At 51.5% G+C, this 25,591-nt stretch carries 26 protein-coding genes and 1 pseudogene; 4 read left to right on the top strand and 23 right to left on the bottom strand.

The annotated features are described in order from the left end of the window. Window positions 1-9: 9 nt before the first annotated feature. From VFG09_06600 to VFG09_06575, 6 genes are all read right to left on the bottom strand, one after another. Window positions 10-402, bottom strand: coding sequence for a FixH family protein (locus VFG09_06600; GenBank protein ID HET6514815.1), 393 nt, complete (start codon window positions 400-402; stop codon window positions 10-12). 309 nt (window positions 403-711) lie between these two features. Further along, on the bottom strand, window positions 712-870 hold the full coding sequence (locus VFG09_06595) for an FmdB family zinc ribbon protein (protein HET6514814.1): 159 nt from the start codon (window positions 868-870) through the stop codon (window positions 712-714). A 308-nt stretch (window positions 871-1,178) separates the two neighbouring features. Then, window positions 1,179-4,433 (bottom strand): efflux RND transporter permease subunit, encoded by a 3,255-nt coding sequence (locus VFG09_06590; protein ID HET6514813.1) that lies wholly within the window; start codon window positions 4,431-4,433, stop codon window positions 1,179-1,181. A gap of 6 nt (window positions 4,434-4,439) precedes the next feature. Further along, complete coding sequence (locus tag VFG09_06585) at window positions 4,440-5,657, bottom strand: efflux RND transporter periplasmic adaptor subunit (protein ID HET6514812.1); 1,218 nt, start codon at window positions 5,655-5,657, stop codon at window positions 4,440-4,442. An 18-nt stretch (window positions 5,658-5,675) separates the two neighbouring features. Next, the gene (locus tag VFG09_06580; GenBank protein HET6514811.1) at window positions 5,676-7,070 is read right to left on the bottom strand and encodes a TolC family protein; all 1,395 of its coding nucleotides are present in this window, start codon (window positions 7,068-7,070) and stop codon (window positions 5,676-5,678) included. 53 nt (window positions 7,071-7,123) lie between these two features. Continuing rightward, window positions 7,124-7,537 (bottom strand): metalloregulator ArsR/SmtB family transcription factor, encoded by a 414-nt coding sequence (locus VFG09_06575; protein HET6514810.1) that lies wholly within the window; start codon window positions 7,535-7,537, stop codon window positions 7,124-7,126. A gap of 316 nt (window positions 7,538-7,853) precedes the next feature. Here VFG09_06575 and arsM point away from each other — a divergent pair, with 316 nt between their 5' ends. Then, window positions 7,854-8,474, top strand: coding sequence for an arsenite methyltransferase (gene arsM / locus VFG09_06570; protein ID HET6514809.1), 621 nt, complete (start codon window positions 7,854-7,856; stop codon window positions 8,472-8,474). Window positions 8,475-8,701: 227 nt separating this feature from the next. On the opposite strand, the gene VFG09_06565 is transcribed toward arsM, so the two are convergent. The 13 genes and pseudogenes from VFG09_06565 to VFG09_06505 form a co-directional block, all read right to left on the bottom strand. Beyond that, on the bottom strand, window positions 8,702-8,983 hold the full coding sequence (locus tag VFG09_06565; protein HET6514808.1) for a hypothetical protein: 282 nt from the start codon (window positions 8,981-8,983) through the stop codon (window positions 8,702-8,704). A gap of 57 nt (window positions 8,984-9,040) precedes the next feature. Continuing rightward, on the bottom strand, window positions 9,041-9,424 hold the full coding sequence (locus VFG09_06560; protein ID HET6514807.1) for a cupin domain-containing protein: 384 nt from the start codon (window positions 9,422-9,424) through the stop codon (window positions 9,041-9,043). 62 nt (window positions 9,425-9,486) lie between these two features. Beyond that, window positions 9,487-10,638 (bottom strand): RuBisCO large subunit C-terminal-like domain-containing protein, encoded by a 1,152-nt coding sequence (locus tag VFG09_06555; protein HET6514806.1) that lies wholly within the window; start codon window positions 10,636-10,638, stop codon window positions 9,487-9,489. Between the two features lie 112 nt (window positions 10,639-10,750). Further along, on the bottom strand, window positions 10,751-11,443 hold the full coding sequence (locus VFG09_06550; protein ID HET6514805.1) for an ATP-binding cassette domain-containing protein: 693 nt from the start codon (window positions 11,441-11,443) through the stop codon (window positions 10,751-10,753). Further along, window positions 11,440-12,147, bottom strand: coding sequence for an ABC transporter permease (locus VFG09_06545; protein ID HET6514804.1), 708 nt, complete (start codon window positions 12,145-12,147; stop codon window positions 11,440-11,442). The genes VFG09_06550 and VFG09_06545 overlap by 4 nt, the downstream gene beginning before the upstream one ends. An 87-nt stretch (window positions 12,148-12,234) precedes the next feature. After that, window positions 12,235-12,519 (bottom strand): hypothetical protein, encoded by a 285-nt coding sequence (locus VFG09_06540; protein HET6514803.1) that lies wholly within the window; start codon window positions 12,517-12,519, stop codon window positions 12,235-12,237. A gap of 28 nt (window positions 12,520-12,547) precedes the next feature. After that, window positions 12,548-13,363, bottom strand: coding sequence for a substrate-binding domain-containing protein (locus VFG09_06535; protein ID HET6514802.1), 816 nt, complete (start codon window positions 13,361-13,363; stop codon window positions 12,548-12,550). A 77-nt stretch (window positions 13,364-13,440) separates the two neighbouring features. Continuing rightward, window positions 13,441-14,223 (bottom strand): substrate-binding domain-containing protein, encoded by a 783-nt coding sequence (locus tag VFG09_06530; protein HET6514801.1) that lies wholly within the window; start codon window positions 14,221-14,223, stop codon window positions 13,441-13,443. Further along, on the bottom strand, window positions 14,220-14,687 hold the full coding sequence (locus VFG09_06525; GenBank protein ID HET6514800.1) for a winged helix-turn-helix domain-containing protein: 468 nt from the start codon (window positions 14,685-14,687) through the stop codon (window positions 14,220-14,222). Before VFG09_06525 ends, VFG09_06530 begins: the two co-directional genes overlap by 4 nt. A gap of 596 nt (window positions 14,688-15,283) precedes the next feature. Next, entirely contained in the window at window positions 15,284-15,649 is a 366-nt protein-coding gene (locus VFG09_06520) for a hypothetical protein (GenBank protein ID HET6514799.1), read from the bottom strand. A gap of 338 nt (window positions 15,650-15,987) precedes the next feature. Then, window positions 15,988-16,641 carry a PAS domain S-box protein gene (locus VFG09_06515; GenBank protein HET6514798.1) on the bottom strand — a complete coding sequence of 218 codons (654 nt, stop codon included), beginning with the start codon at window positions 16,639-16,641 and terminating at the stop codon, window positions 15,988-15,990. A 17-nt stretch (window positions 16,642-16,658) separates the two neighbouring features. Continuing rightward, window positions 16,659-16,787, bottom strand: a pseudogene (locus VFG09_06510) (transposase). A gap of 190 nt (window positions 16,788-16,977) precedes the next feature. Then, window positions 16,978-17,295 carry a TusE/DsrC/DsvC family sulfur relay protein gene (locus tag VFG09_06505; GenBank protein ID HET6514797.1) on the bottom strand — a complete coding sequence of 106 codons (318 nt, stop codon included), beginning with the start codon at window positions 17,293-17,295 and terminating at the stop codon, window positions 16,978-16,980. Window positions 17,296-18,020: 725 nt separating this feature from the next. Here VFG09_06505 and VFG09_06500 point away from each other — a divergent pair. Together VFG09_06500 and VFG09_06495 are read left to right on the top strand one after the other, a co-directional pair. Continuing rightward, window positions 18,021-18,713: a type 1 glutamine amidotransferase gene (locus tag VFG09_06500; GenBank protein ID HET6514796.1), complete on the top strand. Its 693-nt coding sequence runs from the start codon at window positions 18,021-18,023 to the stop codon at window positions 18,711-18,713. A gap of 377 nt (window positions 18,714-19,090) precedes the next feature. Continuing rightward, window positions 19,091-20,437, top strand: a complete 1,347-nt coding sequence (locus tag VFG09_06495) for a sigma-54 dependent transcriptional regulator (GenBank protein HET6514795.1) — start codon at window positions 19,091-19,093, stop codon at window positions 20,435-20,437. A 116-nt stretch (window positions 20,438-20,553) separates the two neighbouring features. Here the strand turns inward: VFG09_06495 and VFG09_06490 are convergent, their stop codons facing one another. From VFG09_06490 to VFG09_06475, 4 genes are all read right to left on the bottom strand, one after another. Then, window positions 20,554-20,964 carry a hypothetical protein gene (locus tag VFG09_06490; protein ID HET6514794.1) on the bottom strand — a complete coding sequence of 137 codons (411 nt, stop codon included), beginning with the start codon at window positions 20,962-20,964 and terminating at the stop codon, window positions 20,554-20,556. A 269-nt stretch (window positions 20,965-21,233) separates the two neighbouring features. Further along, window positions 21,234-22,475 (bottom strand): gephyrin-like molybdotransferase Glp, encoded by a 1,242-nt coding sequence (glp, locus tag VFG09_06485; GenBank protein HET6514793.1) that lies wholly within the window; start codon window positions 22,473-22,475, stop codon window positions 21,234-21,236. A 119-nt stretch (window positions 22,476-22,594) separates the two neighbouring features. Continuing rightward, a complete protein-coding gene (locus VFG09_06480; protein HET6514792.1) occupies window positions 22,595-23,323 on the bottom strand; it encodes a zinc dependent phospholipase C family protein in 729 nt (242 codons plus the stop codon). Beyond that, window positions 23,310-24,779: a leucyl aminopeptidase gene (locus VFG09_06475; protein ID HET6514791.1), complete on the bottom strand. Its 1,470-nt coding sequence runs from the start codon at window positions 24,777-24,779 to the stop codon at window positions 23,310-23,312. Before VFG09_06475 ends, VFG09_06480 begins: the two co-directional genes overlap by 14 nt. A 136-nt stretch (window positions 24,780-24,915) precedes the next feature. Between VFG09_06475 and VFG09_06470 the strand changes: the two genes are divergently transcribed. Next, window positions 24,916-25,590 carry a TraR/DksA C4-type zinc finger protein gene (locus VFG09_06470; protein HET6514790.1) on the top strand — a complete coding sequence of 225 codons (675 nt, stop codon included), beginning with the start codon at window positions 24,916-24,918 and terminating at the stop codon, window positions 25,588-25,590. Window position 25,591: the final 1 nt, after the last annotated feature.

Genomic DNA, 25,591 nt, shown 5'->3' with positions numbered 1-25,591 from the left:
GCATGGCCTTCATTTCGCGTCTACGGTGAATTTCATGGTCGACGTCTTCCCGCCTTTATTGACCTTTATCGCAACGTTCCAGGAGCCGGACATCGAAAGATTCATCTTCGCCCTATACTCATTCCCCTTCACTTCAGCGTCTGCCTTATAATTCATGGCCGGCATGCCGGGCATTGCAGGCATGCTATAATCCACAACCACCTTGGCGTCCGTTACGTACTTTCCTGAGGCGTCCTTGATCTCGATCTTCACATTATTGTCACCCACCACAGGCGGGTTCTTATCGATCGTGACCTCCACGTCATACCCCCCTGCCTTCTTCTTCACCTCGTAGTCCTTGCCATAGGCAATGCCTGCAAACAAAAAAACGACCATAGTAACGACAACGAATTTCCGCATCATGAACCTCCTATCGTTTAATATTCCTGTTCGACGATGTCCCGGATCTTCTTGACCGGATAACCCTTCAGGAACTGTTTCTCCACATTCTCGATTCACCTCCCCCTGCAATCTGATGAGAAATACGATATCATGCAATCATGAAAGAATTATGAAGGCACTCACGAATCAATTGGCTCCGTAAACAATTCAGGAGCGCCTCCTCTCAGAGACAACAGCTGAACTCTATCGGTAAAACAGCAGAAGCCCGTGTGCGACTGGTCAATGCTCAATGAGTGGGAGACCGAACCGGTCTCAGCAACCATAGGGGTTTCAACCGCCCGATAAACCGAAGAGACTTGAAACGCCGAGCTGAACGACGTCCCTGCTCTTGCAATGAGGGCACTCTTTGCCTTCATCACACTTTTCCGCTGACGCGCGGAGGACATAGAGCCTTTTGCACGCAAGACAGAGGTATTCGTAGGTCTCCATTCTTCGCCTCCTTGATAGATTTCCTTGAATTTTTTTGTCCCTTACTTCTGCAATCTTGGCTTTGCACCGAGTGAATACAGTATGTTCGCCATCAGGCAAAAGCCTGTAAGTCCTAAAACAATCAGGTTCACGCCGACAAGGCATGTCAGAATCAGCCAGTATGCACTGTGTACCCAAGCCAATATACCGCTTGAGAGCGTGAAAATACCAGCCACGAGCCAGATGATTCTTTCGAGATACCAATTGTCAGTCTTAGCCAAATACATGTCACAACCTCCTCATAGGTTATCCAGTCTTGCAACGTTAGCCTATATTTCTGAAAACTCCTTCTCTCCTCCTTCTTTCCCCTTGACCTTTTCCCCCTCTTTGAGAGGACATCCCCTGTTCTTAAACACCTCATAATAAAGGAGGGGAACAACGATAAGCGTGAGCCCCGTTGCCGCCACCGCCCCGAACATCATCGCTATCGCAAGCCCCTGGAATATGGGATCGAAGATCATGACAAAAGACCCCACAACTACCGCAGCGGCCGTGAGCACGATCGGTCTGAACCGGACAGCGCCCGCCTTTATCAGGGCGTCTTTCAGACTGCCCCGTTCCCTCCATTCCATCTGGACAAAATCGACGAGGAGTATGGAGTTCCTCACGATGATGCCTGCCAGCGCTATGAAGCCTATCATGGACGTGGCCGTGAAGAAGGCTCCGAACATCCAGTGTCCGGGGAGAATGCCGACCAGGGTAAGAGGTATGGGGGCCATGATGATGAGCGGCGTAAGGAAGCTCCTGAACCAGGCCACAACGAGTATGTAAATAAGAATGAGCACGGCGCCGAAGGCGACGCCGAGGTCCCTGAATACCTCATAGGTGATGTGCCATTCGCCGTCCCACTTCATCGCATACCTGTCCTCGATCCACGGCTGGACCGATGAATACTGCTTCAGTTCATAGCCCTCGGGAAGCCTCAGGTCCCTCACCTTATCCTTCATCTTGAAGATCGCGTAGACAGGGCTTTCCTCCGTACCCGCCACATCTCCTGTTACGTAGGTGACGTTCTTCAGGTTCTTGTGGTATATCGTCTTATCCTCCAGCCCTTCCCTCATCGTAACGAGATCCGAGAGGGCCACAAGATTTCCTGAGGCCGAAGGCACAGTGATCTGTTTCAGTGACTCGATACTCGCCCGTTCGTCCAGGGGACTTCTCAGAAAAAGTTCAACGGGCTCCTTCTCTCTCTCGAAATGGACGAGACCCGACCCCATCCCGTTCAGTGCGATTCTCAGGCTCTGCAATGCGGTCTCCGTACTGATACCATTGAACGCGGCCTTCTCCTTGTCGATCTCAAAGGTAACTTTCTTCTGGTTGTCTTCTACATACCAGTCTACATCGACAACGCCCGGTGTCTTGGCAAAGATCTCCTTGATCTCTTTCGCGATCTCAATCTGCCCTCTCGTCTCAGGTCCGTAGACCTCGGCAACGAGGGTGCTCAGGACAGGCGGTCCCGGCGGAATCTCGGCAACCTTCATCCTGGCGCCGTATCTGTCACCAATCCTCTTAAGTTCAGGCCGCAGCCTTTTTGCGAGATCGTGGCTCTGGGCAGTCCTCTCATCCTTGCCGACGAAGTTCACCTGGATATCGGCCACATTGCTCCCTGACCTGAGGAAATAATGCCTCACAAGGCCGTTGAAGTTGAAGGGCGCCGATGTCCCGGCATAGACCTGATAATCGGTGACCTCGGGAACGGTCTTCAGATATTTTCCCAGTTCCCCTGTCAGGGCTGTCGTCTCCTCAAGGGTCACGCCCTCCGGCATATCAACAATCACCTGAAGTTCGCTCTTGTTATCGAAGGGAAGCATCTTCACCGTGACTGCCTCCAGCGGAACGAGGAGAAGAGCCAATCCAAGGAGCGAGGCCACAGCGGCGAGGGCAGCCATTCGCCTGTTTCTGTCGTTGATAAGAGGACCGAGCATTCTTCCATAGAGCCCAAGGAATCTCCCGCCCTCTTCTTCCCCCTCCTTCTGTTTCACGTTCTTCAGGACCTTGTAACTGAGCCAGGGGCTGACAATGAAGGCGACGAGGAGGGAAAAGAGCATGGCTGCTGAGGCGCCGACGGGTATGGGCCGCATATAGGGGCCCATGAGACCGGAGACGAAGGCCATGGGGAGAAGGGCCGCGATAACGGCAAAGGTGGCGAGTATCGTCGGGTTGCCGACTTCATCGACAGCAAGGACGGCAGTAAGGGGCTCTACCCTGCGGAGCCTGAAATGTCTGTGTATGTTTTCGACAACGACGATGGCGTCATCGACGAGGATACCGATTGAGAATATGAGGGCAAAGAGCGTCACCCTGTTCAGGGTGTATCCGTAGAGGTAGTTCACAAGGAGCGTCAGGGCAAGAGTGACAGGCACGGCCACCGCCACAACAAGAGATTCCCTCCAGCCAAGGGCAAGGGCGATGAGAAAGATCACCGAGATGGTGGCGATGAGCATATGCTCGAGCAACTCATCTGACTTTTCCTTTGCCGTATCTCCGTAATTCCTCGTCACCGTCACGTTGATAGCAGAGGGCAGGAGGTTGCCTCTTAAGGCCTCAACCTTCTTGAGGGCTTCGTGGGCGACGATGCTTGCATTTGCACCCTTCTTCTTTGCGATGGCTATGGTGACCGCCTCGTACAACCCGGATTTACCGGCTGTAATCCCCTTCTTCTCGGCCGATGGTCCCAGGCCCATGAAGACGTAATCGGCCGGCTCCTCTGGTCCGTCCTTGATCTCAGCCACGTCCTTCAGATAGACGGGCCTGCCGTTCACTACCCCGACAACGAGGCTGCCGACCTCACCGGCATCCCTGATAAATCTTCCTGTATCAACAAGGTACTCCCTGTTCCCTGAAGGAAAAGCGCCGGAAGGGAGGGAAACATTCGCCTTCTGCAGAGCGCCCATGATCTGAAAGGCTGTAGTATCGTATGCCCTGAGCCTGGAAGGATCGAGGGCGATCCTGACCTGTCTCCTCTGTCCTCCCTTGACTGTAAGCTCCGAGACATCCTTCTCTTTCTTGATCTCGTCGCCCAGCTCCCATGCAACGCGCCTCAACTCATATCCTGAATACCGCTTGTTTTCACTCCACAGCGTGAGGGTAAGGATAGGCACATCATCGATCGATTTCGGTTTTACCATTGGCTGAGACACACCAGGCGGTATCTTATCGTAGTTCGACATGAGCTTGTTGTACAGATTGACGAGACTCTTCTCCATGTCTTCCCCCACATAGAACCTCACGATTGTAAGGTTCATCCCGGGCTTGACGATAGAGTAAATGTATTCGACACCCTTTATTTCCCAGAGGAGCTTCTCCATGGGCCTCGTCACACGCGCCTCGACCTCTCGCGCCGACGCGCCCGGATAGGTTACGATGACATCGATCATCGGAACGACTATCTGCGGCTCTTCTTCCCTCGGCGTGACGATGATCGCAAAGACCCCGAGGAGCAGAGATGCAATGACGATGAGGGGAGTAAGTTTCGACCGTATGAATGACTTTGCGATCCTGCCCGCGATGCCGATACCCTTCATCCGATTCTACCTCTGTCGAGTCTGAGATGGTTCCTGTTTTTTGTCGCTTCGATCAAGTATTCCCCCGTCCATTGCCCTATCAGAACCTTCGCTAATGATCTTGTCTCCGGGGTTTATCCCCGATACTATCTCGAAGCCCTCTTCATACCGTTTTCCTGTCCGGATAAGCCTGTAGGCTATTATCCCTTTCTCATCGACCGTGTAGACTCCGGTGAGCTGGCCCTTCTCGACGATCGCATTCCCGGGAACCACAAGGGCCTCTTTCGTCCCGACGGGGATCCTCACCTTTGCATAGAGACCGCTCCTTAACCCTTCGACGGGAACTTCAACTTTCACAAGAAAGGTCCTTGAAAGGGGATCCACTGCCGGAACGATCTCGGATATCCTGCCCTTGAGATTCTTTCCGATCGACTCAAGGACGATATCGACGGGCATGCCGGTCCTCATCTTACCTAGGAGGCTCTCCGCTACGTTCACGTCGAGTCTAAAGGAGGACGGATCTTCGACCGTCATGAGGGGAGCCCCCGGCACCGCCATCCCCCCCTGTTCGATCTTCTTTTCCGTCACTATTCCGGAGAAAGGAGAGGTTACTCTTGTGAAGCCATGGTATATCCGAGCCTCGGAGAGACCCGCCTTTGCCCTGTTCACCATCTCCTGAACCCGTTCACATTCGATGTCTGCGACCCTCTTCTGCGTTTCGATCTGATCGAGCTCCTGCTGGGTAATGACCTTTTCATCGACGAGGCCTTTATACCTCCGGTATGTTATGTCTGCGAGAGCTTTGTTCTGCTTCGCCGCCTCCAGGGCCTTAAGCGCCTCCCGCTCCCCGGCCTCAGCTGCAGCCACTTTTTCTGCGGAATCGCTGTCGTCAATCGATATCAGCACCTGTCCCGCTCTTACCCTGTCACCTTCCCTCACCTTCACCGACGTCACGACGCCCATGATCCTGCTCGCAATCATGGTCGTCGTCTTTGCCCTGACCGTGGCAGAAGTCTCATAGTACTCATCGACCCGTGACGGTCTTACTTCCTGAACAACGACACCCTTCACGACCTGACTCCTTATCTCGGCAGTGCCGGGCTTCACCTTTTCCTTGCAGCCCGCAACGAAAAGAGAAGAGACGGCAATTGTGGAAGAGCAGAGGACGAGGAAGAGTCTCCCTCTCCCTCTCCAGCCATCCCCTCTCCGCGAACGCTTCCAGCCTGTCCTCTCTTTTTTTTTCATAACACTCCTCCGGATTCCTTATTCTGTCTTCAGGTCCTGCAATATGGTTCCTGCCTCGTAAGAGAGATTGATAACAGAGAGCAGATAGTCGTTTGACCGGGCCACTGCATTCGCCCTTGCCTGATCGAGAGTCGCCTGCGCATCGAGGAGGTCGACGACCGGCGAGAGGGAACGTTCGTACCGCGCCATCACGAGCCTTGTGCCTTCCTCGGCTGTAGCAAGGGCCGAACTCGAAAGCTCAGCGTTCTTCTTCGCCTCCTCAACGCCGAGATAGGCATCATAGACCTTGAAGGAAACAGCCTTCTTCAGCCCCTTGAGATGCTCTTCGGTCTCGGCAACCTGGAATTTAGCCTTTGTCCTTTCACGCTCCCTCTTCGTGCCGTCAAAAATGTCCCAGCGCAGAAAAGCGAGGAGCGTCCAGCTCGTCCCCTCGCTGCCGAAGGGCGTATTATGGTCATTGAGTTGATAGTTCCCGCCGATTCCGATATTCGGGAAATAGGAGGCCTCAGCGAGCTTCACATTATTCTTTGCGTTCTCATAGCGTAATTCCAGGGACTTGATGTCCCTTCTTGCGAGTGAGGAATTCATATAGTATTCAACAGGCATCAACGCGATATCGGGTGCTCCCTCCGTCGTCTCGATGGCCTCGTCCCTGCCGAGGAGAAGTCCCAGGGCCCTCTTCGCAACATTCAGATTCTTTTGAGCGCTCACGAGTCTCTGCTCTGCTTCGGTCACCGATGTCGATGCCCGCAGAGAATCAGAATAGAGCCCGACACCATCGCTGTATCGCACCCCTGCCACCCTCAAGTGCTCGCGACTGTCTTCCAGCGCCTTTTCAGAGACCCTCACGAATTGCTTTGCAGTCATCACCGAGAGGTAGGTCTTCGCAACCTTCAGGGCAAGCTCCTGCTGTCTCCGTATGTATTCCTCCCTGCCCGCGGCATATTCCGTCTTCGCCATATCGAGCCCCACGCCCGCCTTCCTCACGAAGACCGGCTGCTCGAAGGAAAAGGATGTCTGGAAGTCGTTTGTGGCGGAGGGATTGTTGAGCGAGTTGATCGCGAAGTCCTCCTGCGTGAACCGCGCCTGATTGAGCTTTGCCATAAAGGCGAAGGAGGGATTCGTTGTCCTCAAGAACCGTTCCTCAAAGCTTATCTTCGGGAGGAGGTTGCTGAGCGCCACCCCCACATCTTCACCCTGCGACGAGAGGGCATTTTGTGATGCCCGTATTTCATGGTTATTCTCAAGGGCAAGCCTTACAGCCTCTCTGAGGCTGACAGGCTTTGCTTCTGCCAGGGCTTCGGAGATACCGAGAAACCGTCCCATGACACCCGCGGTACCCTGACCGTCCCGTGGTATGGCACAGCAGCAGAATACAACGACAATGAGTGCCGAGATGACAGGTCTATCCATAAATCTTCCTCCAGCACGAGAAAAGCTTTTCGGTGCCCTTGATGCCCCTCGTATTATTTCCTGACACTGCGTTGCCTCTTTTTCCTTTGCTCTTCAATAAAGGCGAGGAAGGTCTTCATATCACATTTCCCGGACCTCTTCTGAAAGGCGGAACAGTCGGCAAGGGACTGGAGATCGGAGGTAAAGACTGGATCATCTTTCAGATGTTTCTTCAGCAGGGAAATGATTCCTCCTGCAACAGCGGGAAGGTCCTTTATCAATGAATAGAAGACGAGCTTTCCCTCTCTCCGCTCCGAGAGCAGCCCGGCGCTCCTGAGGAGAAAGAGATTTCGGGACACAAGAGGTTGCGATATGCCGAGGACCCCCATGATCTGGCAAACGCACATCTCCTTCCGCGTGAGGAGCATGAGAATGCGCATTCTCGTCTCATCGGAAAAGACGCCGCAGAGTTTCGCTATGTCTTTCATATAAACGTAATGGTATATGATTATATCACAGTTTGTCAACCCCAACGGTGCACAATGGGAAGGCAGGGGTGATCGAAGCCCCGTACATGCGGTGAGCCTTCAGCAAAGAGGTGCCCTGAGGGGGACTCCACCGAAAGTGATTTCCCCCATTGAGCTGACATCGGTGGACGGCAACCTTCAAAGGTATCGCGATACGAGGCGTCTCACCATACCTGCCTTCCCGAACAAAATGTTTTTGAGCGCCTGGAAGGTCAAGAGGAGAATGCAAAGAGTATGAACACCATCCCTCTTCTGTGGTATGATGAAGATCGGAAAGATGGATCAAAAAAGAGCAAAGATTAAACAGCTGGTATTGAAGAGCTACTCTGCCGTGGCAGCAGGCGGACCATCGTGCCTTTCTTCTGCACGTTGCTGTGCTCCTGAGATCAATACGATAAGCCTGCTGGAGACGGGAAAGATGCTTGGGTACTCCGAAGAGGAATTAAAGGTGGGCCTCGGAGAGGCTAACCTCGGCCTCGGCTGCGGAAATCCCCATGCCATTGCCGAGCTTACGGCTGGGGAAACGGTTCTCGACCTTGGGAGCGGCGCCGGTTTTGACGCCTTCCTCTCATCCATGAAGGTGGGACCAAACGGTCATGTCATTGGTGTTGATATGACACCTGAGATGGTCGCAAAGGCGACTGCAAACGCGGAAAAGCTGGGGATGAAGAATGTGGAGTTCAGACATGGGGAGATAGAGCGTCTGCCCCTCCATGGGTCTTCAATCGATGTCATTATTTCCAACTGTGTCGTTAATCTCTCTCCTGACAAACAGGCCGTTTTCAATGAAGCATACCGAGTCTTGAGACCGGGAGGCAGGCTTGCGATTTCCGATGTGCTGAAGAAAGGCGAATTTTCGGAAGAGATCACGAAGAATGAAGATGCCTATAGTGGTTGAATTACCGGAGCGGTTCCCGTTGAGGAACTGAAAAGGATTCTTTCAGCGGCAGGCTTCACCAACATTGTCGTTCAGGATAAAGATAACAGCGACGAGATCATCAGAAGCTGGAACTTTGGCGAGGGAGTGGAGACGATGGTCTTTTCCGCATATATAACGGCGCTGAAGCCCAGGGGACGAGAGCATGGAAAGAGAACCTCCCTCTTTAGTCTCGCCGATCATTGAGATCACTTTTCAAGCTCGTGCCGCTTCTTTTTTCTCCTGTCAAGGGCAATGGCAAGAAGGGGCAGGAGAAGGAAACCGCCGGGCAAGAGAAAAATGACGAGTGCGGGAAGGAAAGCGGAAAGGTGCTTCAGGTGAGCCTTTAATGACTTCTTCTCATCCTCCGTCCACCCTGCCCCCGTGTTCCTGGGCTTCATAAGGAGCGCCATAAAACCTTGCATCTTCTCGGCTTCTTTCCATATGAGTTCCCTGTTCTTCAAGACAAGGTTTTTGAGAAGACCTTTCATCACCAAGCACCGAGTGCCTTAAGCGATGTCATTCCGTATGCCGGTTCCTGGGCCTTCTCATCCAATCTCATTGTCCTTCGGCGGCACGATGCAGAGGAAACCAAGGGCTTCGTCCCCGACGGGCCGCAGCTGATGGACTTCGTCAGGGTTGATGTAGACGGCATCACGGGGCCCCACCTCTACCTCTTCATTACCAAGCAAAACACGGGCCCTCCCATGGAGGATAAAGATCCCATGGTCATGGGGATGGTTCTCGAGGGCAGTCCAGCCGCCGGGCTCTACGCGGAAATACCTGATAATAAACTGCCGGGCTCCATCGGTTTTGCCGATGAGGACCTTGCCGTCAGCGCCCTTCGTGTTTGCCTTGATATAGCCTCGGGGGATCGCGCCCTCCCAATTGAAATTATTCTCTTCTCCGGTAAAACGGTGAATAACGCCCATCGCTCAACCTCCCTGTTCGAAACAGAATGACGAGAAAGAGTCTGGAGTTCTCCGAGAATACCTTACTGCCTGCAAGCAGCCGAAACCCTTTCGCAAAAATATCGTGCGCCCTCCTGAAGGTCACGGGATTTGAGATACAGCGCCCCCCCGATGAGGAGGATAATATCCTTACCATAAAAGTGCAGGATTTCAGCAATGTTTTCGAGGCGCATTCCTCCGGCCGGCGTCGGGAAGGCGCTTCTCATATGATAAAACTCCTCCCTCAAGGCACCGGCAATCGAGAGGCAGGTCGGCCGGTCAAAGGAGAACCGTCCTCCAAAATTCGGAAAGACGGAACAGTCTATGCCGATGAGCCTAAAGAGTTTACCGAGGAGGAGACCGGGAGCAATGCCGGTCTCGCTATCTGCAAAAAAAATTCCGGTCAATGAGGGATGGGACATGACGGGTTTGTCGATCCCGTCACGTTCTGCAATATGTCTCACGCAGTCGAGCCCCATGACAAAAGGAGAGACGAGGAGACCTCCAACGTTCTTCTCCATCGCGTATTCCACATTGTTCATGATCCTTTCGAAGCGGCCAGTAATGTTCGGAAAGTAAAGGGCTCTCTTGCCTGTCTTCGCCTCCGCCCTCTCAATGGCCTTCATGCATTCCGTAACCCTCTCCTCAAACCTGCAAAAGGGAAAATCCACGAGACTGTGGTCGTCTTTGATGATATCGATTCCTCCGAGCGCAAATTGGTAGCACATTTCTGCCAGCTCTTCCGGCGATCTGCCCATCGGTTTCAATGCAGTAGAGACGAGAGGTCTGTCGAAAACGCCGATGAGTCTTCTCATGCCCTCTAGCCCTACCTTCGGGCCCCTGAAGGTGCGGATGAATTCCGGCGGAAAGTGCATGTCGACAATCCTGATTCCCCTCTTGAACGAGATGTTCCCGTACAGGAGGTTGAGAAACTGAGGGATCTCATAGTTCGATACGATAACAGGATAGGCTATCTCAACGATGCAGCGCTCTTCCGTTTCACTGTCGGTTCTGTGAATCGAGACGACCTTGCCGACAATCTCCTCTCGCACCCTGTCGTCCCCAATGACCTCCGCAGGAACTTCGACAGTCTGTTCCAGGGCTATTTCTTCCGCAATCTTCCCGATCTCTCCTGAAGAAGAAGTGATAGCGTAGGTAATCGTTATCACCTTCTCCTTGCGTCCATGTTCATCCATAAGCGTTAGTATAATATTCTCCTCCGGACTCTGACAATCTCCTTTGTGCCGGGTAATGAGAAGAATCGTCTACGACAACAAAAAGGGCGCTCAAAAAAAGGATTCAGTTGGCTTAAAACTGTCGTTTTTCGGAAAGGCAGGCACCCGAGGAAGGACTGACTGTGATCTTTCCGTCACGCATTACCAGGAGGCGGTCCGCAAGTCTCTGTGCCTGCCCTCTGTCATGGGTCGCGATGATGACGATCGCACGGCTACTCTTTCTCATCTCCAGGATGATGTTTTCTATGATCTCGGTGTTCTTGAGGTCGACAGAGGCCGTCGGCTCGTCGAGGAAGAGGATCTCAGGCTCTATAACCAATGCCCTCGCAATGCCGAGGCGCTGCGTCTCTCCGCTCGAAAGAGTCAAGGCGTTCTGTTCTCTCTTGTTACTCAAACCCACAAACTCAAGGGCGCTGCTGACTTTCCTTTCCGCCTCGTCCTGCCTTATTCCACGGATTGTCAATCCATATGCTACATTCTTTAAGACCGTGCTGTTGAAAACTCCCACCCTAGGAAGCACCAGGGTTATCCTCCGTCTGACTGCCAGATCGTTCTCCACCCTCTTCCCGTCGGCAAGATACCTTACTTCACCGCTGTCGGGGGTCTCGATAAGGGCGCAGATCCTGAGGAAAGTAGATTTGCCGCAGCCGTTCATTCCGGTCAAGACGTAGATACCCTTTTCATGGAATGAAAAAGAGCAGTCTCTCAATACCTCGTTGCCGTTGTATACCTTCCCGATATTCGAGGCATCGAGTCTCAGGCTCATCTGTTTCCTCCGATCGAGCCTTTCTTTTGGATGACGTGGAGAACGGAATTTATCGACAGCGAAATTGCCAGGAGTATGACGCCGAGGGCAAGGGCAAGTTCAAAGTTGCCCTTGTCGGTCTCGAGGGCTATGGTTGTCGTCATCACCCTTGTAAAACCCGCGATGTTTCCACCGACAATGAGTATTGCACCCACTTCAGCCATGACCCTTCCAAAGGCCGCAATGATCCCGGACATGATTCCGTAGCGGGCCTCTCTTATGATCCTGAATGAGATCTGAAAAGGGGTAGCCCCGAGGGTCATGGAAGCCTGTCGAATGATCGGATCAACACTGGTGATTGCTGAATGGCTTAGTGACGTGACGATAGGAAAGGCAAGGATACTCTGGGCAAGAACCATGGCCTCGGGGGTATAGAGGAGCGACAGGAAACCAAAGGGTCCGCTTCTTGAAAGCAAAAGATAAACAAAGAGACCGACAACCACAGGGGGCAGTCCCATAAGGGTATTCATGACACTGATGAAAAGACCTTTTAAGGGAAACTTCCTGAATCCGAGGAGAGCACCGAGGGGAAGCCCCAAGAGCGTAGCAATAAGAAGGGCAGTCCCTGATACCTCAATGGAGAGCACGATAATGCCCAGCAGTTCTGCATTGAGATGCAGAATAAGGGAAAAGGCCTTGCTCAATCCCTCCAGTATCGAACTCATTGTCTCAAGAGAGCCCGGATCAAAGATGCGGGACAGAAGGGTTGTGCGCCCCGTTTCTGAACGCGCCCCACCCTGATTTCGTCTCCCTCAGTTTCTTATCCTTGCCGTGTCCATGCGCGCAAGAATGTCATCAATCTCTGTCTGTCCATACCATTGAAGACATGCCTGAAGACTCCTCAGCAACCGATCCGCCTTAACCGTGCCTGAGGTGAGGAAATCGACAAGTTCCCAGTCCTGGACGACCTCGAACCATGCAAAGGCGTCCCATGTGGCAAGGCAGGGGGCGCAATAGGTCTGGAAGAGATGCTCCTCATAGTAAGCCCGAGCGTTCTGAACGGCATAGTCCCGCAGGGCATGAATGAGAACGCTCATCCGCTCAACTCCGGGCAGGGCCCCGTCGTTACTTTGCATTGGGGATGAAAAGGGCATTGCCGTTGGCGTCTTTGAATGAAGCAATCGCCTCCTGCCCTTCCTTCGATATCAGCCAGTTAATAAATTCCGTCGCCTCTTTGTATTTAACGTGCTTATGCCTTTCAGGATTTACCGCCATGACACCATACTGATTAAACAAGAGAGGATCACCCTCAAGGACGATGACCATCTCAAGCTTGTCCTTATCCTTTGTTGCAAGCCATGTGCCCCTATCGGTGAGGGTGTATGCCCGTTTTTCGTTGGCGATCCTCTGGGTCTTTTCCATGCCCTGGCCTACCTCGAGATACCATTTTTTGCCCTTCGGATCTATGCCGACTTTCTTCCAGATCGAGAGTTCCTTTGTATGGGTGCCGGAGTTGTCGCCACGGGAGACGAAGAGAAGGCCGCCATCGGCAATCTTCTTGAAGGCGTCGGAGGCCGATTTTGTTCCCTTGAGCTTTGCCGGATCATCGGAGGGGCCTATGATGACGAAATCATTGTACATGACATCATGGCGGTTCACAAAGAAGCCATCCTCAACGGCCTTCAGCTCCTGCTCTTTCGCATGGACAAAGACGACGTCGGCATCTCCCCTTTTGCCCATTTCGATGGCAGCGCCCGTCCCCCTCGCGACGACCTTTACCTTGATGCCCGTTTTTTTCTCAAAGAGCGGCAAAATGTAGCCGAACAAACCGGAGTTCTCTGTGCTTGTCGTCGAGGAACAGATAATCGCCGTCTCGGCAAAGGCAGCGGTTGCAAAGCCGGAAACGATAATGGCAAGAATTACAGCAACAATTCTTTTCATCGTTATGCCTCCTTAGAGTTTCCTTCCTTCCAGAGGGTTTGGAAGAAAAGAGACTCGCCGCATTTGTCTTTTCCCCGTCATTTCCTTTTCTGAGCAGCCAACGGGATTGCGTCAGGATAGAAAAGGTTAGCACCATGCCTTAGGTACGTTGCGATGAGCTTCTGCCCCTCGAAAGACGTGACAAAGGCGATAAAATCCATAGCCTCACGGTACCTCACGTCAGGAAATCTTGCAGGGTTCACAGCAATAACACTGTACTGGTTTCTGAGAATCGGGTCGCCTTTTACGAGGACCTTCAGCTTGAGCCTGTCTTCATAGTTCAGGAAGGTTCCCATGTCAGCAATGGTATAGGTCTCCCTCTCGCTGGCCGCGAGCAGGGTCTCGCCCATTTTACTGCCCATCTCCATATACCATGCCTTGCCCTTCGGATTGATGCCTGCGTCGTCCCAGATATCGAGTTCCCGGATATTCGTTCCCGAATCATCTCCCCGGGAAATAAAGGCTGCACCGTGCTCTGCAATCAATTCAAAGGCTTCCACTGCCGATGCTATGCCCCTAATCCCTGCAGGGTCCTTGACCGGACCGACGACCACGAAGTCATTATGCATGACAGCCCTCCTATTGACACCGTATCCTTCGGCTACGAACTTTTCCTCCCTAAAGGGATCATGCACGAAGAGCATGTCAGCCTCTCCCTTTTTGGCTATCCGTATGGCCTTGCCTGTTCCCACCGCAACAATCTCAGTCGCTACGTTGTACTCCGTCGCTTTCTCATAGGCGGGGATGAGAATATCAAAGAGCCCCGAGTTTTGCGTGCTTGTTGTCGATGCAATAACCAGTCTCGTCTTCCCTTTCTTCATCGTCTCCTCCTTTCTCTACTTGTTGCCGTGCTCGAGGCAAAGAACTTCAGAGAGCCTGATGTATCCTTTGAGTGATCCCCTTGTTTCTTAAAAGAAACACCGAGCTTCCCTTCTTCCTGCCTCAGGAACTGCTGAAAATCATCATAGAGTTTCCAGAAAAGGCTGATAGCCTTCTCGCCCTCTTCCGTCAGACGGGCTCCGCCGCCATTTTTTCCACCCGCAGAAGATTCCACAAGAGGATGGCCCGCCTGCCTGTTCATTGAATCCACGAGCTTCCAGGCATGGCGGTAGGAGATTTCCATGGCCTTGGCGGCCTTTGTAATGGAGCCGATCTCCTGAATCTTCTCGAGGAGCACGATCCTGCCGTATCCCAGGAACGTTCCTTCTCCTCCGTCGATCCAGACACGGCCACGGAGTCCCGCAGTCGACTGCGCCCCCTTGCGCCCGTGTCCCTTCCCGTGCATAAGCGTAATATACTACAGGGAATAACGAAATGCAAGAAGACCTTTTCCGGCCCTTTGAGACTCTTGAGACTCATGGGGCTACCGCATCGGTGCGTGTTCCACCCTCTCCTCATGGCAAAGGAGACCCTTTTGTAGCAGATTCACTTACCACAGCAAAAAATGGCTGGCATCGGGATAACTTCACACTTGAAACCCTTCCCCCAAGAAGGTATAGTCCAAGATCTGGACGGTAAGGAGGAGCGCACACCTGAAACTCGAATTGAGGGCACACGCATCCAGGTTGAGCCTTTCTGAGTGAACCCAGAGCATTTTTGCGTCAGTCTAAAAGTTTCCCCTTTCGGCAAACAAGAGGGACACTTCCAGTACAGGCAGAAACAATGTATTACCACGTGAAACGTTCAAACTGCTATACGAGGGAGCTGAGGCATATCTTCTTTCTGAACTCAACGCCACTGAAGTCCGATATGCCTGTGAGGCATACTACCAGAACTTGCGCTATGAGAGCGTGCAAACGGCCATTCATTTCGTGTTGGAGAGCAATGTTCTGAAACCGTGAGCCGGTAGCAGTTAGAATTGCTTACCGTCAACTTTTCTTTTCATTTCTCTTTTGTGCTGTAAGAATACGTGAGACTGACTTGGCCAGCACCTGGATTCGTCCACATGAGGCAATAATACTGCTTCTTTTCGCAACGGAACGTTGCTTTGTCTGAAGAGATCTCGTCCTTTGTGATTCCATAGACAACATTATGGTCTTCATGGTAATGGATATTGAAGTTGAGAGGCCCTGAGGCTTCAAAAGAATAGTATAGGGATTCACCGGGAACCAGTTCCATGCAGTCTTCATGGATTTCCGAAGGCTTTATTATTTCACTTTTGTTCGCGGCAGCTGCGGAATGCAAGTATGCTCCCGTGATGAATATCATAAGATAGGAGAGCGCCACAATCCGATACAATCTTGCCATAACTCCTCCTTGTGTAAAAGACTCTTCCTTATTATATCACTGAGCGGGAGCATAGAAAATACTGGTGATCGCAAACGTGATGGGAGACCGCCTTATGTTCCACAGGCCCAAGCTATCAGGTCCTTCCTGAAATCGAACCTGTATAATTTTTGCCAGCAGTAAGGTGTTCGAGCAGAAACACTCGCACGGTCAAAGGTCAGTCACTGAGGCTTACTTGTAGAAGTCAACAAATGTATGAGCGAACATTGTATTACTTCTTCAATGGCAAATCAGTGACTTTGATGGTCTGTCCGAATCAGTTGAAGGGAAACAAGCATGCTTGAGGAGCCGCTTTTCTGTTAGCTCTTTCGGTCAGTGATGTCTTGATGAATTGAAATCCATACGGTACCATGGACATGATGTTCAAATGTGGAAACAACTGCGTAGCACCAAAACGGTGTACCATCCTTTTTAATATTTAGGATCTCACCCGTCCATACCCCATATTGATGAAGAGCGTTCATGATCATGTGAGCCGTTTCTTCTGGACTTTTCTCCGCAGGAGCATTGAGCAATGAAACATGATGTCCCACAAGCTCATCATGAGCATAACCAAACATCTTTTCAAGTTTCGGATTAGTATAGACAATTACACCATCTTTAACTCGGATAAGCAAGACCCCCTCTGCCATATAGGCTAGAATCTGCCTATAAAGCTCAAGGTCCTTTTCAGCAAGTTTGCGATCTGTGATATCCTGCCATATGGCTTGCAAATACTTGTCGCCAAATAAATCCAATGCGCGTGTAAGGACATGGACATCCCTTATATCGCCACCTTTGGTCCTATGCTTTACGTCGAATTCGGCTTGTCCTTTGTTGAGCACCTCACTCATCCTCAATTGTATTTCCTCTTCAGTCTGGACAGGATCTATATCAAAGATACGCAGTCTTGCAAACTCCGCCCGTGAGTAACCAAGATCACGATGAGCTGTCTCATCTCGCTTATTTGCCATCGATTCATTTTGCTTGCTTCATGCAGCAACTGTCTCAACCGTATGGCTACTTTGCCTCGCAACACCCTCCGCCGGTATTTCGGTATCCATACCAGGTGTACCTGCAACCGATGCTTCGTGTGTGCCCCTGTCCAATATCTGGCCATGGCCAGATTATGCCAAAAGATACCTCCGCTTCGCCAGCTTCTGCTGGCTCCGCTCCGGGCAGCCATTCATCCCCGAGCTTAAAAGCTCGGGGTTTTCTGGCAGTCTCGATAAAAAAAAGAATCTCCCCGTTGCTTGCAGAGGGGAGATTCACCATGTGAATTGACACTTACTGCCGTCATCTCGAAGATCCTAACATTCGGTTGGTTTCGGTAAGCCGGCCAGCTTATAGGCACTCCTATACCCCAAAGAGGGGAATAGTCTGTACATATCCATTTTAGTAAATCCGGCTTCGATAAGGATGTCACGGCACAGTGGTGACTCGCGATGTTTTTCGTAATGGAGTCTTAGGGCAGCAATAAGTTTCCAGTGTTCGCCTGACAGCTCCTGCACGCCTTCTTTGCGGGCAAGATGTTCCGCCACATTCACATCCCAGTCATCAATATTCACAAGAAAACCATCTTCGTCGACTTCCAGCTCTCTCCCATGGACTGCTGTTTTCTTTGCCATAATTACACCTCCTTGATCCCAAGAATAGTCTTCCTCGTAAAGAAATACTATGATGAAAATCATAAAGAAGGTTTGGGAGGCCCTGCGGCTTTAAGTGTCTGACATAGATATATATGTATGCAGACTGGCGAAAAAGAAGAACTTCACGGATCTCATGTGATTATGTTCGAAGGCTAACCGTTTGCCTATGCTCATTGCCCATTACTTCGACTTTTTTATTGAAATTTAATCGTAACCGTACTGGGTGACTCGTGCAGTATGAGACTTACTAAACCCCCGTTGAAATTCTCGAATCTATCAGTACAAACTATGCGTTCCAAATACGAACAAGGCAATTATTACAGGACACAATATGATACAGCTCATACTCAATCCGGTTGGTAACACTCATACTATGTTCATGAAAGCATTAGTTTTTATATCATTGTTGATAGCTATGGGGATCGCCCTGGCCATCCATGAAGCGTACGGCTGCAATGTTTGTCACAGCAAGAACCCCAAGATGGTCAAAATGAATGAGGAACTAGGCCTTAAGGATTGCTTCAATTGTCATGGGCAAGGGATGGCTAAGACTCCCGAAGGTTAAAAGGACCAAATGATCGGTGATGAGCGCTGTATCCCTTGTCACAATAAATAGCTGGCGGCTCGGAACTTACTGATATACAAGTACTCGATTGAATTCTTGCAAAAAAGAACCTGATGCGAAGGATAAAATAGTAGTGAACATGAAAGTTCAAGTTCTACAGCACGTACACTTTGAGGGACTCGGATGTATCGAATCCTGGCTTCAAACGCGAGGGGCAAAGATTGCCTACACTCGCTTCTTCCGAGGCGACAAATTGCCTGCGCTGAATAGCTTTGACATGATCATAGCTCTGGGAGGCCCCATGAGTGTCAACGACGAGGTGGGACTGCCTTGGCTTAAGCAGGAAAAGCAGTTCCTGCGAGATGCAATCGCACGGGGTGTTCCTGTCTTGGGAATTTGCCTGGGCGCTCAGCTCATCGCAAGTGCTCTTGGTGCGCGTGTGTATCGAAACCCACTCAAAGAGATTGGGTGGTTTCCGATCCAGGCTATGCCAACATCCGAGTCCGTTTTTCTATTTCCCTCGGAGTGTCTCGTCTTTCACTGGCACGGAGAGACGTTCGACCTGCCTAAAGGTGCTGTGCGGCTGGCGAAGAGCGCGGGTTGTGAAAACCAACCCTTTGAGATCATGAGTAATGTCATTGGATTGCAGTTTCACCTTGAAACTACCCCTCAGAGTGCAATTGCAATTCTGGACAACTGCCGGGAGGAGTTAATACCAGGGCCTTTTGTACAGAGCGAAGCTGCTCTTCTGGCGGTTTCATCGAACACCTACATGACTATCAATGCATCAATGAGCGACGTATTATCATATCTAACTCGATTTATGAGCTGAAAACCGTCCAGTATTGACTCGTCTCTTTTCCTTATCTAATCGCCGCAATATTAGGTTGCATGATTCTGCATGAAGCCCGCAAATGATGTCTCAACATAGGTGTGCATGTTTGAAGTGGAACTCTTGCGTCTGCTGAGAGCACGCCAGCGAGAGTTAGTCGGTGTACACCACATAAAATAACTTTCATCGACGTGATGCGCTCATACCAGACGTGGCACGAGAGTGGGGAGAGAACTGTCCGCAATCGTCCGGAATTCGAGGCCGCATCGCTCAGGAATGTCGCCGCCGCGAGACAGAATAGGTGTCCATAATCGTTGGAATACACACATGCGCACCATTGATTACTTCTTAGCCATAGCGTATAATAACTAATCACCATGAAAATTCTCCTCATTACAAAAGAGAACGTTCTGAAAAGGGATCTGGAGGCTGTGCTGCCGAAGGGCTTCAGGCTGACACGTCAGCAGTCGGGGTCTGAGAGCAACGTTATCTTCGTCGATATAGACTCCTCAGGGGTTGGCGCCGTCAGGGAACTCAGTGAAAGGGCCTTTGTTGTTGCGATCACGGGCCAGAAGAGAACAGAGCCGGTAATGGAAGCAACGACGTCCGGCGCATATGAGGTGATACACCGGCCCCTGAAGCAAGAGACGGTGTCACGTATCATCCAGGAGCTGCTCGATCTCGGAGAAGAGATAGAGAGACCGATTCTCCTCTCCAACCCTCCTCCGACCGCGACCTGTGCGATCGTAGGGCAATCGTCCCTCATCATGGATGTCTGCAAGAGACTGGCCCGGCTGGCGCAGGTGGAAGTACCGATACTGATCACCGGAGAGACAGGCACAGGCAAGGAACTGATCGCCGAGTCCGTTGCCCAGCTCTCCCCCCGCTTCGGGAAACCCTTTGTCGTGATCAACTGCGCAGCCGTACCGGAGAACCTTCTCGAATCCGAACTCTTCGGCTTTACCAAGGGCGCCTTCACCGGTGCGATTTCTTCAAAGGAAGGAATGCTCAAGATTGCGGACAGCGGAACGCTCTTTTTTGATGAGGTAGGGGAACTGCCCCTCGCGCTCCAGGGGAAACTCCTCCGTTTTCTCCAGACCCAGGCGTTCTATCCCATCGGCAGCACAAGCGAAATTCAGGTGGACGTGAGGGTCATATCCGCCACAAACCGTGACCTTGCCGCGATGGTGCGGGAAGGAAAGTTCAGAGAGGACCTGTATCACAGGCTGCGCGTTGCGGAGATTCACGTTCCACCACTCCGCGAGCGCAAGAACGACATCCTTCCACTCGTTCAGTTCTTTTTTTATCGTTACCGCCACTCAGCCCAGAAACCTCTGAAAGGAATCACCAATGCCTTTCTGAACAAGCTCCGTTCCTATGACTGGCCCGGTAACATCAGGGAGCTCGAAAATGCGATCCGATCGGCCATCGCAATCAGCAAGACGCCCTATCTCACAACTCATGACCTCAAAGACTTCGGGTATCATGCTGCGCAGCACAAGGAGATGCCGTTTCCCGAAACCCTCTCTTCGGTTCTCATCCCCTTTATGAAGAAGGCCCTTGAGACGAGGGAGAGGAATCTCTATGAGAAGATCCACAGGGAAGTGGACAAGAGCGTATTCGACTATATCCTGTCCCAGACGAGGGAGAACCAGTCCGAAGCTGCCCGCATACTTGGGATCAACAGGCTAACGCTGAGAAAAAAGGTTGGTACATCTCGCTGACCAAAGGACTTCTTAGTTCTTTTGTCGGTCCTTGTCGGAAAAACTGATGAAATGAGTAAAGAAAGAGGATGAAATGGGGATAGTTCTATCCCCATTTCATCGGACCGAAAGATGTCTTATTTCGGGGTCGTCATAAGCTCTTCAAATCTCTTGTAGCCTTCTTCAACGACCTTCCTGTATTCATCGAGGCCCTTCTTCCCATTAGCGAGCCATTCGCCCATGATCTTCTCTGTACCGGCCTGAATCTGTTTGTTCGCGTTGATCATCTCTTTGACGATCTTGTCATTGAACTCCTGCACCTTGGAGACATTGTCGAATGTCGTATCGAGAGAAAACTTCACTGCCTTCAAAACATTCTCGCTGACGGTCTTGACATCAAAGCCTGGATAGTTTGTTGCTTCCATTGTTAGATCTCCTTTTTTTGTTATTGGCTTTATTGGTTCTTTGTGAGAGGCTTTCCCTTCCGGGAGAGCTCCTGCCACTTCCTTACTCGTTGTACTGCCTTTTTTCTCAAGCGGTTCTTTCATCTGCACCTCCTTTCCGCGACGAACTCTTTGGGTCTCCACGAGTCCGTCAGTCTTTCATTCCTTCTGTAAGCACCTTGGTATCCCTTCAACACCGCAGATCTTCATTTCAACTGTCCTCTTATAGTACTAGTATAGTATTACTATCGTAATTTGTCAAGAGAAAAAATATCCCTCCTTCATTTCTTGCCTATCGTTTTTTAACCCCTTGATTTACAATAAGACAATCTCATGATGGTGATGTTCAAAAGGGTAAAACCTTTTTGCTCACTTTAGAAAAGAATCACATCAACGATAGCGCCTTCCTCAATGCCACGCGCCTCGGGAGGGATAACGATTGTTCCGTCAGCCTTCACGAGGGTCCTGATAAGCCCCGACTTGCCGAGCACCGGCAGGGCACAGAGCGCTCCGTCCTTCTCTTCAAGAGAGACCCTGATATGTTCTTCCCTCCCTACGGTTGATGAGATGTTCTTTGTCAGTCTCGCCCTCACCCTTCCCCGACCCTCCCAGCTCTTTATTCTTCTGCCGGATAAGACCCTCAATATGGGTTTAATGAAAATATCAAAGCAGACAACCACTGCCGCCGGATGCCCGGGAAGACCGAAAACAGGGATTCCCTTGAGGACAGCACCAATAGTCGGCTTACCGGGCTTCAGGGCGACGCCGTGAAAGAGGACCCCGGGCGAGCCGAGGCTGTTAATGATCTCTCCTGTCATGTCCCTCGCGCCGACTGAACTGCCGCCGGTAATGAGAACCATGTCGCATTCATCGAGGGACTCCTGAACAGCCCGGCGTATCTCTTCATAGACATCCCTGAGGATCCCCTTCTTCACCGGCACCCCGCCCTCCTCCTGGATGAGCCCTGCAAGACTGAATGAGTTTATGTCCCGCACCTGACCGGGGCGCAAGGGACTCTCGATGGTGACAATTTCATCTCCCGTCGAAATGATCGAAACCCTCGGCTTCTCATAGACCATCACCGACTGTGCGCCGACCCCCGCAAGGGCGGCGATATCCTGGGGCCTGAGTATGCTCCCCTTCTTCAATAAGAGGTCGCCCTTCTTCATGTCCTCACCGGCAGTAATCACATTCTCCCGGGGTCCCACGGGCCTGAATATCTCGATAAGACTATTATCCACAGACTGAGAATGCTCGAGCATGACAACGGCGTCAGCACCTTCAGGAAGCATGCCGCCTGTCGATATCTTCACCGCCGTCCCCTTCCTCTGTTTGAAAGAGGGCTCCTCCCCCATGAGAATTTCACCGGCCATGGTGAGATACGCAGGGAGTCCTTCGCTCGCGCCAAAGGTGTCGGAAGATTTCACCGCATAGCCGTCAACGGTAGAGCGTGAAAAACCTGGCATATCTTCGGGCGAAAAAACGTCTTGAGACAGAATCCGCCCATAGCCATGATCGACAGAAAGGTTGAGGGCTTCAGGCTCCCTCAAAGTACTGTGCCCCATCATGCGTCTCTGAGCTTCTGCAACAGAGATTGCGTCTTCCCTCCCGAGCATATCACGCATAAAAACAGTGACCGGTCACGAGTGACAGGGAATAAGTCTTCGGTTGTACGGAATGCATGATGAGCATGCCTTCGGCTTCTTTACAGCTCAGGGAGCATTGGTTATGGACGCTAGGAGACCATGGGGTTTTGGGACAATACTTCCGACTCAGTGCCGTTGCTGAGGATATCGATGATACGGTCAAGAGATTCAAGGTGGAGTTGCTCAATGTTGTTCCTCGTCAGGTCCGAAGGGTAAACGGCATTCCTCTGGATAAACTCACCGAGCCTCTCCTTGTTGAAACAGGAAAGAAGGAGCATGCCCTTGAATATCCTCTTGTTCGTCTTGAAAGAAAACAATACCCGTTCGAGAGACCGCTCAAGAAAGCGATCGTTTCTCATCTGAACCTTCCTGTCGATGCTGATCGCCTGGAACCAGTACCGTTTGTCAATGATGCTGTCCGCCCGCATCTCAACAAGGGTATGTTCGATATTTCTCCTGCTGCTCGCGAACTTTCCATGAGCGATCGTATCAGCGGCAAGATGGCTCATGTACCCGAAAACAAAGGCCTTCTGCTGCTGCGTCTCGACGGCATCAAGGAGGTTCAGAGCCATATCCCAACTGTGGGGGTTCTTGTCTTCCGGCAGGAATTTCTTGCCTATGATGATATCGGCCATGAGGTTGCCATAGAGATAATCATGCCGGTATTTCCGTATGAGGGCATAGATACCGGCAGGCAAGAGCGAACCGAGGGAGAAAATCTCACTCCCGAGATAGATGTGGGTAAGGGGTCCCCATGCAAAGGCAAGGGACGGGAGAAAAAGGATAGAGAGAAAAAGCGTGATCTTAAGAATCTTCATGAATACACTCCTTTAAGAACTGTGATAGGAGTCTCACCCCGACACCCGAGGCTCCCTTCGGTATATAGGGCTTGTCCTTTTCAGCCCAGGCAGTACCGGCAATGTCGAGATGAACCCAGGGCGTCTTGCCGGCGAACTCCTTCAGGAAGTATCCGGCAGTGACGAGGGACCCTGTCTTGCCGCCGCTATTCTTTATGTCTGCAATATCGCTTTTTATATACTCAAGGTACTCATCGAAGAGCGGCATCTGCCAGACGCGCTCATGGGTCTTCTCACCTGCTGTCTTTAATCCGCTCATCAATCCTTCATCATTGCCCATCATTGCGATTGCCTCATTCCCCAGGGCAACAGAACACGCACCCGTTAATGTTGCTATATCTATTATAGCCCGCGGCTTCATCTTTTGTGCATAGCCGATGGCGTCTGCCAGAACAAGCCGTCCTTCTGCGTCGGTGTTGATGATCTCGATCGTCTTCCCGCTGATCGCCCTCACAATATCTCCGGGCTTCGATGCCCTGCCTCCGGGGAGGTTCTCTGCAGCAGGCAGTATCCCGACGAGATTGAGACGAAGATTCCCTTCCGACGCAACTCTGATGAGGGCAAGGACAGCTGCCCCTCCTGCCATGTCGTACTTCATCCGCTCCATCCCTTCGCTCGGCTTTATCGAAATACCGCCGCTGTCAAAGGTAATGGACTTGCCGATCAAGACAACAGGCGCTCCCTCGCCGCCGCTGTATTTCAGAACGATAAAACGGCACGGCTCCCCCGAACCCTTCGCAACCGACAGGTACGCCCCCATCCCTTCCCTTTCAGCATCATCCCTGTCGAGGACCTTGACCGAGACCTTGCCCCTGCCAATGCCCCTTGCGACCCTTGCCAGGACTGAAGGCGTCATATCGTTCGACGGGCTATTGACGAGGTCACGGGCAAAATGCACGGCAGAGGAGATCTTCTCTGCCCATCGGATCGAATCATGGAAGGCCTTTTCATACTTACCCAGTACCGTCAGGGCTTCGAGACCGTTCTGACTCTTGTCCTCTTTATACTTCCTGAACTTATAGAGAGACAGAAGAGCTCCTTCAACAAAGGGGACGGGTGAGGCCTTTATGGAAAGGATGTAACGGACTGCGAGGGAAGCGCTCCTCAGATTAAGACCGTCAAGGTACGAAGCGGCCTTGCCACCTGCCTGCCTGATCCTTTCGCTGCTGAGTTCTCCCCTTTTGCCCATGCCTACGAGAAGGACCCTCCTGGGCTTAATGGCATTCAGGGTATGGACAAGAGAAGCCTGGTTCAGCTTGCCTGAGAAGTCCCTTGATGCCATGATCTTGCCGAGTGAACCGTTCAGGGCGCCATCGATATCTTGATAGGGAGCTATCCTTTCACCCTCACAGAGCGGAAGAATGAGGGCATCACAAGGATGATCGGTCTCCTTTACATGCTTAATGGTAATGTTCATAAAGAATATCCAAACGATTTTTATTTTACCATAAACCCCGGCCTTTTGTGAGAAAAAATGTTCTTTGACTGTGCCGGTGTTGACGAAGTTTTTCTTTTTGTGCTAGTCTTACAGAACGCTTTTTTGGGGAGACGTTATGGCAAAAAAAACGATTCAGAAGACAGCAAAGAAAGGAAGTGCGGGCAAGGCGACTGCCGGAAGGACTACCGAGATGACGGCGTCGAAAAAGACCCGTCCAAAGACAACCGCTCAGAAGAAAACGGCCCTGAAGATGAAAAAAACGACAAAGAAGGTCACAGCATCGCAGCCGGCAAAGACAAAGAAGACGGAAAGGGCTGTTTCCAAGAGGTTTGCCCGTGGAAAGGCTGAACCTAAGAAAAGCACTTCCGGGAAGGTTGCCAGGAACGTTGCTCCCTCGAAACCGGAAACCAGGGGACAGCAGAAGCATCAGTTGAGAGAAAAAAAGTTGCAAGACATAAAGAAGATGTTGTTGGAGCAGAGGTCCGTCATCCTCTGCGAAGCCGAAGAGGCACTCAACTCACTCCCCGGTCAGACGACATTCCCCGACCTCGGTGACCAGGCAAGCGCAGAGATCGATCGCAACTTCATGCTCCGTCTCAGGGAAAGGGAACAGAGACTTCTCAAGAAAATTGAAGAGGCAATAGAGAAGATCGAAAGCGGTTCCTTCGGTACCTGTGAGGTTTGCGGACAGGAGATCGACGTGAAGAGGCTTGAGGCAAGGCCGGTCACGACGATGTGTATATACTGCAAGACGGAACAGGAAGAGGAAGAGAAGATCAGAGGTTTCTAAC

It is taken from the genome of Thermodesulfovibrionales bacterium (assembly GCA_035686305.1).
Classification (GTDB): Bacteria; Nitrospirota; Thermodesulfovibrionia; order Thermodesulfovibrionales; family UBA9159; genus DASRZP01.
The sequence above is the reverse complement of the archived record's forward strand: the minus strand, read 5'-3'. Positions and strand labels throughout refer to the sequence as shown.

Coding starts and splice junctions, on each gene's coding strand:
- VFG09_06600 (HET6514815.1), bottom strand. CDS start 402: ATGATGCGGAAATTCGTTGTCGTTACTATGGTCGTTTTTTTGTTTGCA.
- VFG09_06595 (HET6514814.1), bottom strand. CDS start 870: ATGGAGACCTACGAATACCTCTGTCTTGCGTGCAAAAGGCTCTATGTC.
- VFG09_06590 (HET6514813.1), bottom strand. CDS start 4,433: ATGAAGGGTATCGGCATCGCGGGCAGGATCGCAAAGTCATTCATACGG.
- VFG09_06585 (HET6514812.1), bottom strand. CDS start 5,657: ATGAAAAAAAAAGAGAGGACAGGCTGGAAGCGTTCGCGGAGAGGGGAT.
- VFG09_06580 (HET6514811.1), bottom strand. CDS start 7,070: ATGGATAGACCTGTCATCTCGGCACTCATTGTCGTTGTATTCTGCTGC.
- VFG09_06575 (HET6514810.1), bottom strand. CDS start 7,537: ATGAAAGACATAGCGAAACTCTGCGGCGTCTTTTCCGATGAGACGAGA.
- arsM (HET6514809.1), top strand. CDS start 7,854: ATGGATCAAAAAAGAGCAAAGATTAAACAGCTGGTATTGAAGAGCTAC.
- VFG09_06565 (HET6514808.1), bottom strand. CDS start 8,983: ATGAAAGGTCTTCTCAAAAACCTTGTCTTGAAGAACAGGGAACTCATA.
- VFG09_06560 (HET6514807.1), bottom strand. CDS start 9,424: ATGGGCGTTATTCACCGTTTTACCGGAGAAGAGAATAATTTCAATTGG.
- VFG09_06555 (HET6514806.1), bottom strand. CDS start 10,638: ATGGATGAACATGGACGCAAGGAGAAGGTGATAACGATTACCTACGCT.
- VFG09_06550 (HET6514805.1), bottom strand. CDS start 11,443: ATGAGCCTGAGACTCGATGCCTCGAATATCGGGAAGGTATACAACGGC.
- VFG09_06545 (HET6514804.1), bottom strand. CDS start 12,147: ATGAGTTCGATACTGGAGGGATTGAGCAAGGCCTTTTCCCTTATTCTG.
- VFG09_06540 (HET6514803.1), bottom strand. CDS start 12,519: ATGAGCGTTCTCATTCATGCCCTGCGGGACTATGCCGTTCAGAACGCT.
- VFG09_06535 (HET6514802.1), bottom strand. CDS start 13,363: ATGAAAAGAATTGTTGCTGTAATTCTTGCCATTATCGTTTCCGGCTTT.
- VFG09_06530 (HET6514801.1), bottom strand. CDS start 14,223: ATGAAGAAAGGGAAGACGAGACTGGTTATTGCATCGACAACAAGCACG.
- VFG09_06525 (HET6514800.1), bottom strand. CDS start 14,687: ATGCACGGGAAGGGACACGGGCGCAAGGGGGCGCAGTCGACTGCGGGA.
- VFG09_06520 (HET6514799.1), bottom strand. CDS start 15,649: ATGGCAAGATTGTATCGGATTGTGGCGCTCTCCTATCTTATGATATTC.
- VFG09_06515 (HET6514798.1), bottom strand. CDS start 16,641: ATGGCAAATAAGCGAGATGAGACAGCTCATCGTGATCTTGGTTACTCA.
- VFG09_06505 (HET6514797.1), bottom strand. CDS start 17,295: ATGGCAAAGAAAACAGCAGTCCATGGGAGAGAGCTGGAAGTCGACGAA.
- VFG09_06500 (HET6514796.1), top strand. CDS start 18,021: ATGAAAGTTCAAGTTCTACAGCACGTACACTTTGAGGGACTCGGATGT.
- VFG09_06495 (HET6514795.1), top strand. CDS start 19,091: ATGAAAATTCTCCTCATTACAAAAGAGAACGTTCTGAAAAGGGATCTG.
- VFG09_06490 (HET6514794.1), bottom strand. CDS start 20,964: ATGAAAGAACCGCTTGAGAAAAAAGGCAGTACAACGAGTAAGGAAGTG.
- glp (HET6514793.1), bottom strand. CDS start 22,475: ATGCTCGGGAGGGAAGACGCAATCTCTGTTGCAGAAGCTCAGAGACGC.
- VFG09_06480 (HET6514792.1), bottom strand. CDS start 23,323: ATGAAGATTCTTAAGATCACGCTTTTTCTCTCTATCCTTTTTCTCCCG.
- VFG09_06475 (HET6514791.1), bottom strand. CDS start 24,779: ATGAACATTACCATTAAGCATGTAAAGGAGACCGATCATCCTTGTGAT.
- VFG09_06470 (HET6514790.1), top strand. CDS start 24,916: ATGGCAAAAAAAACGATTCAGAAGACAGCAAAGAAAGGAAGTGCGGGC.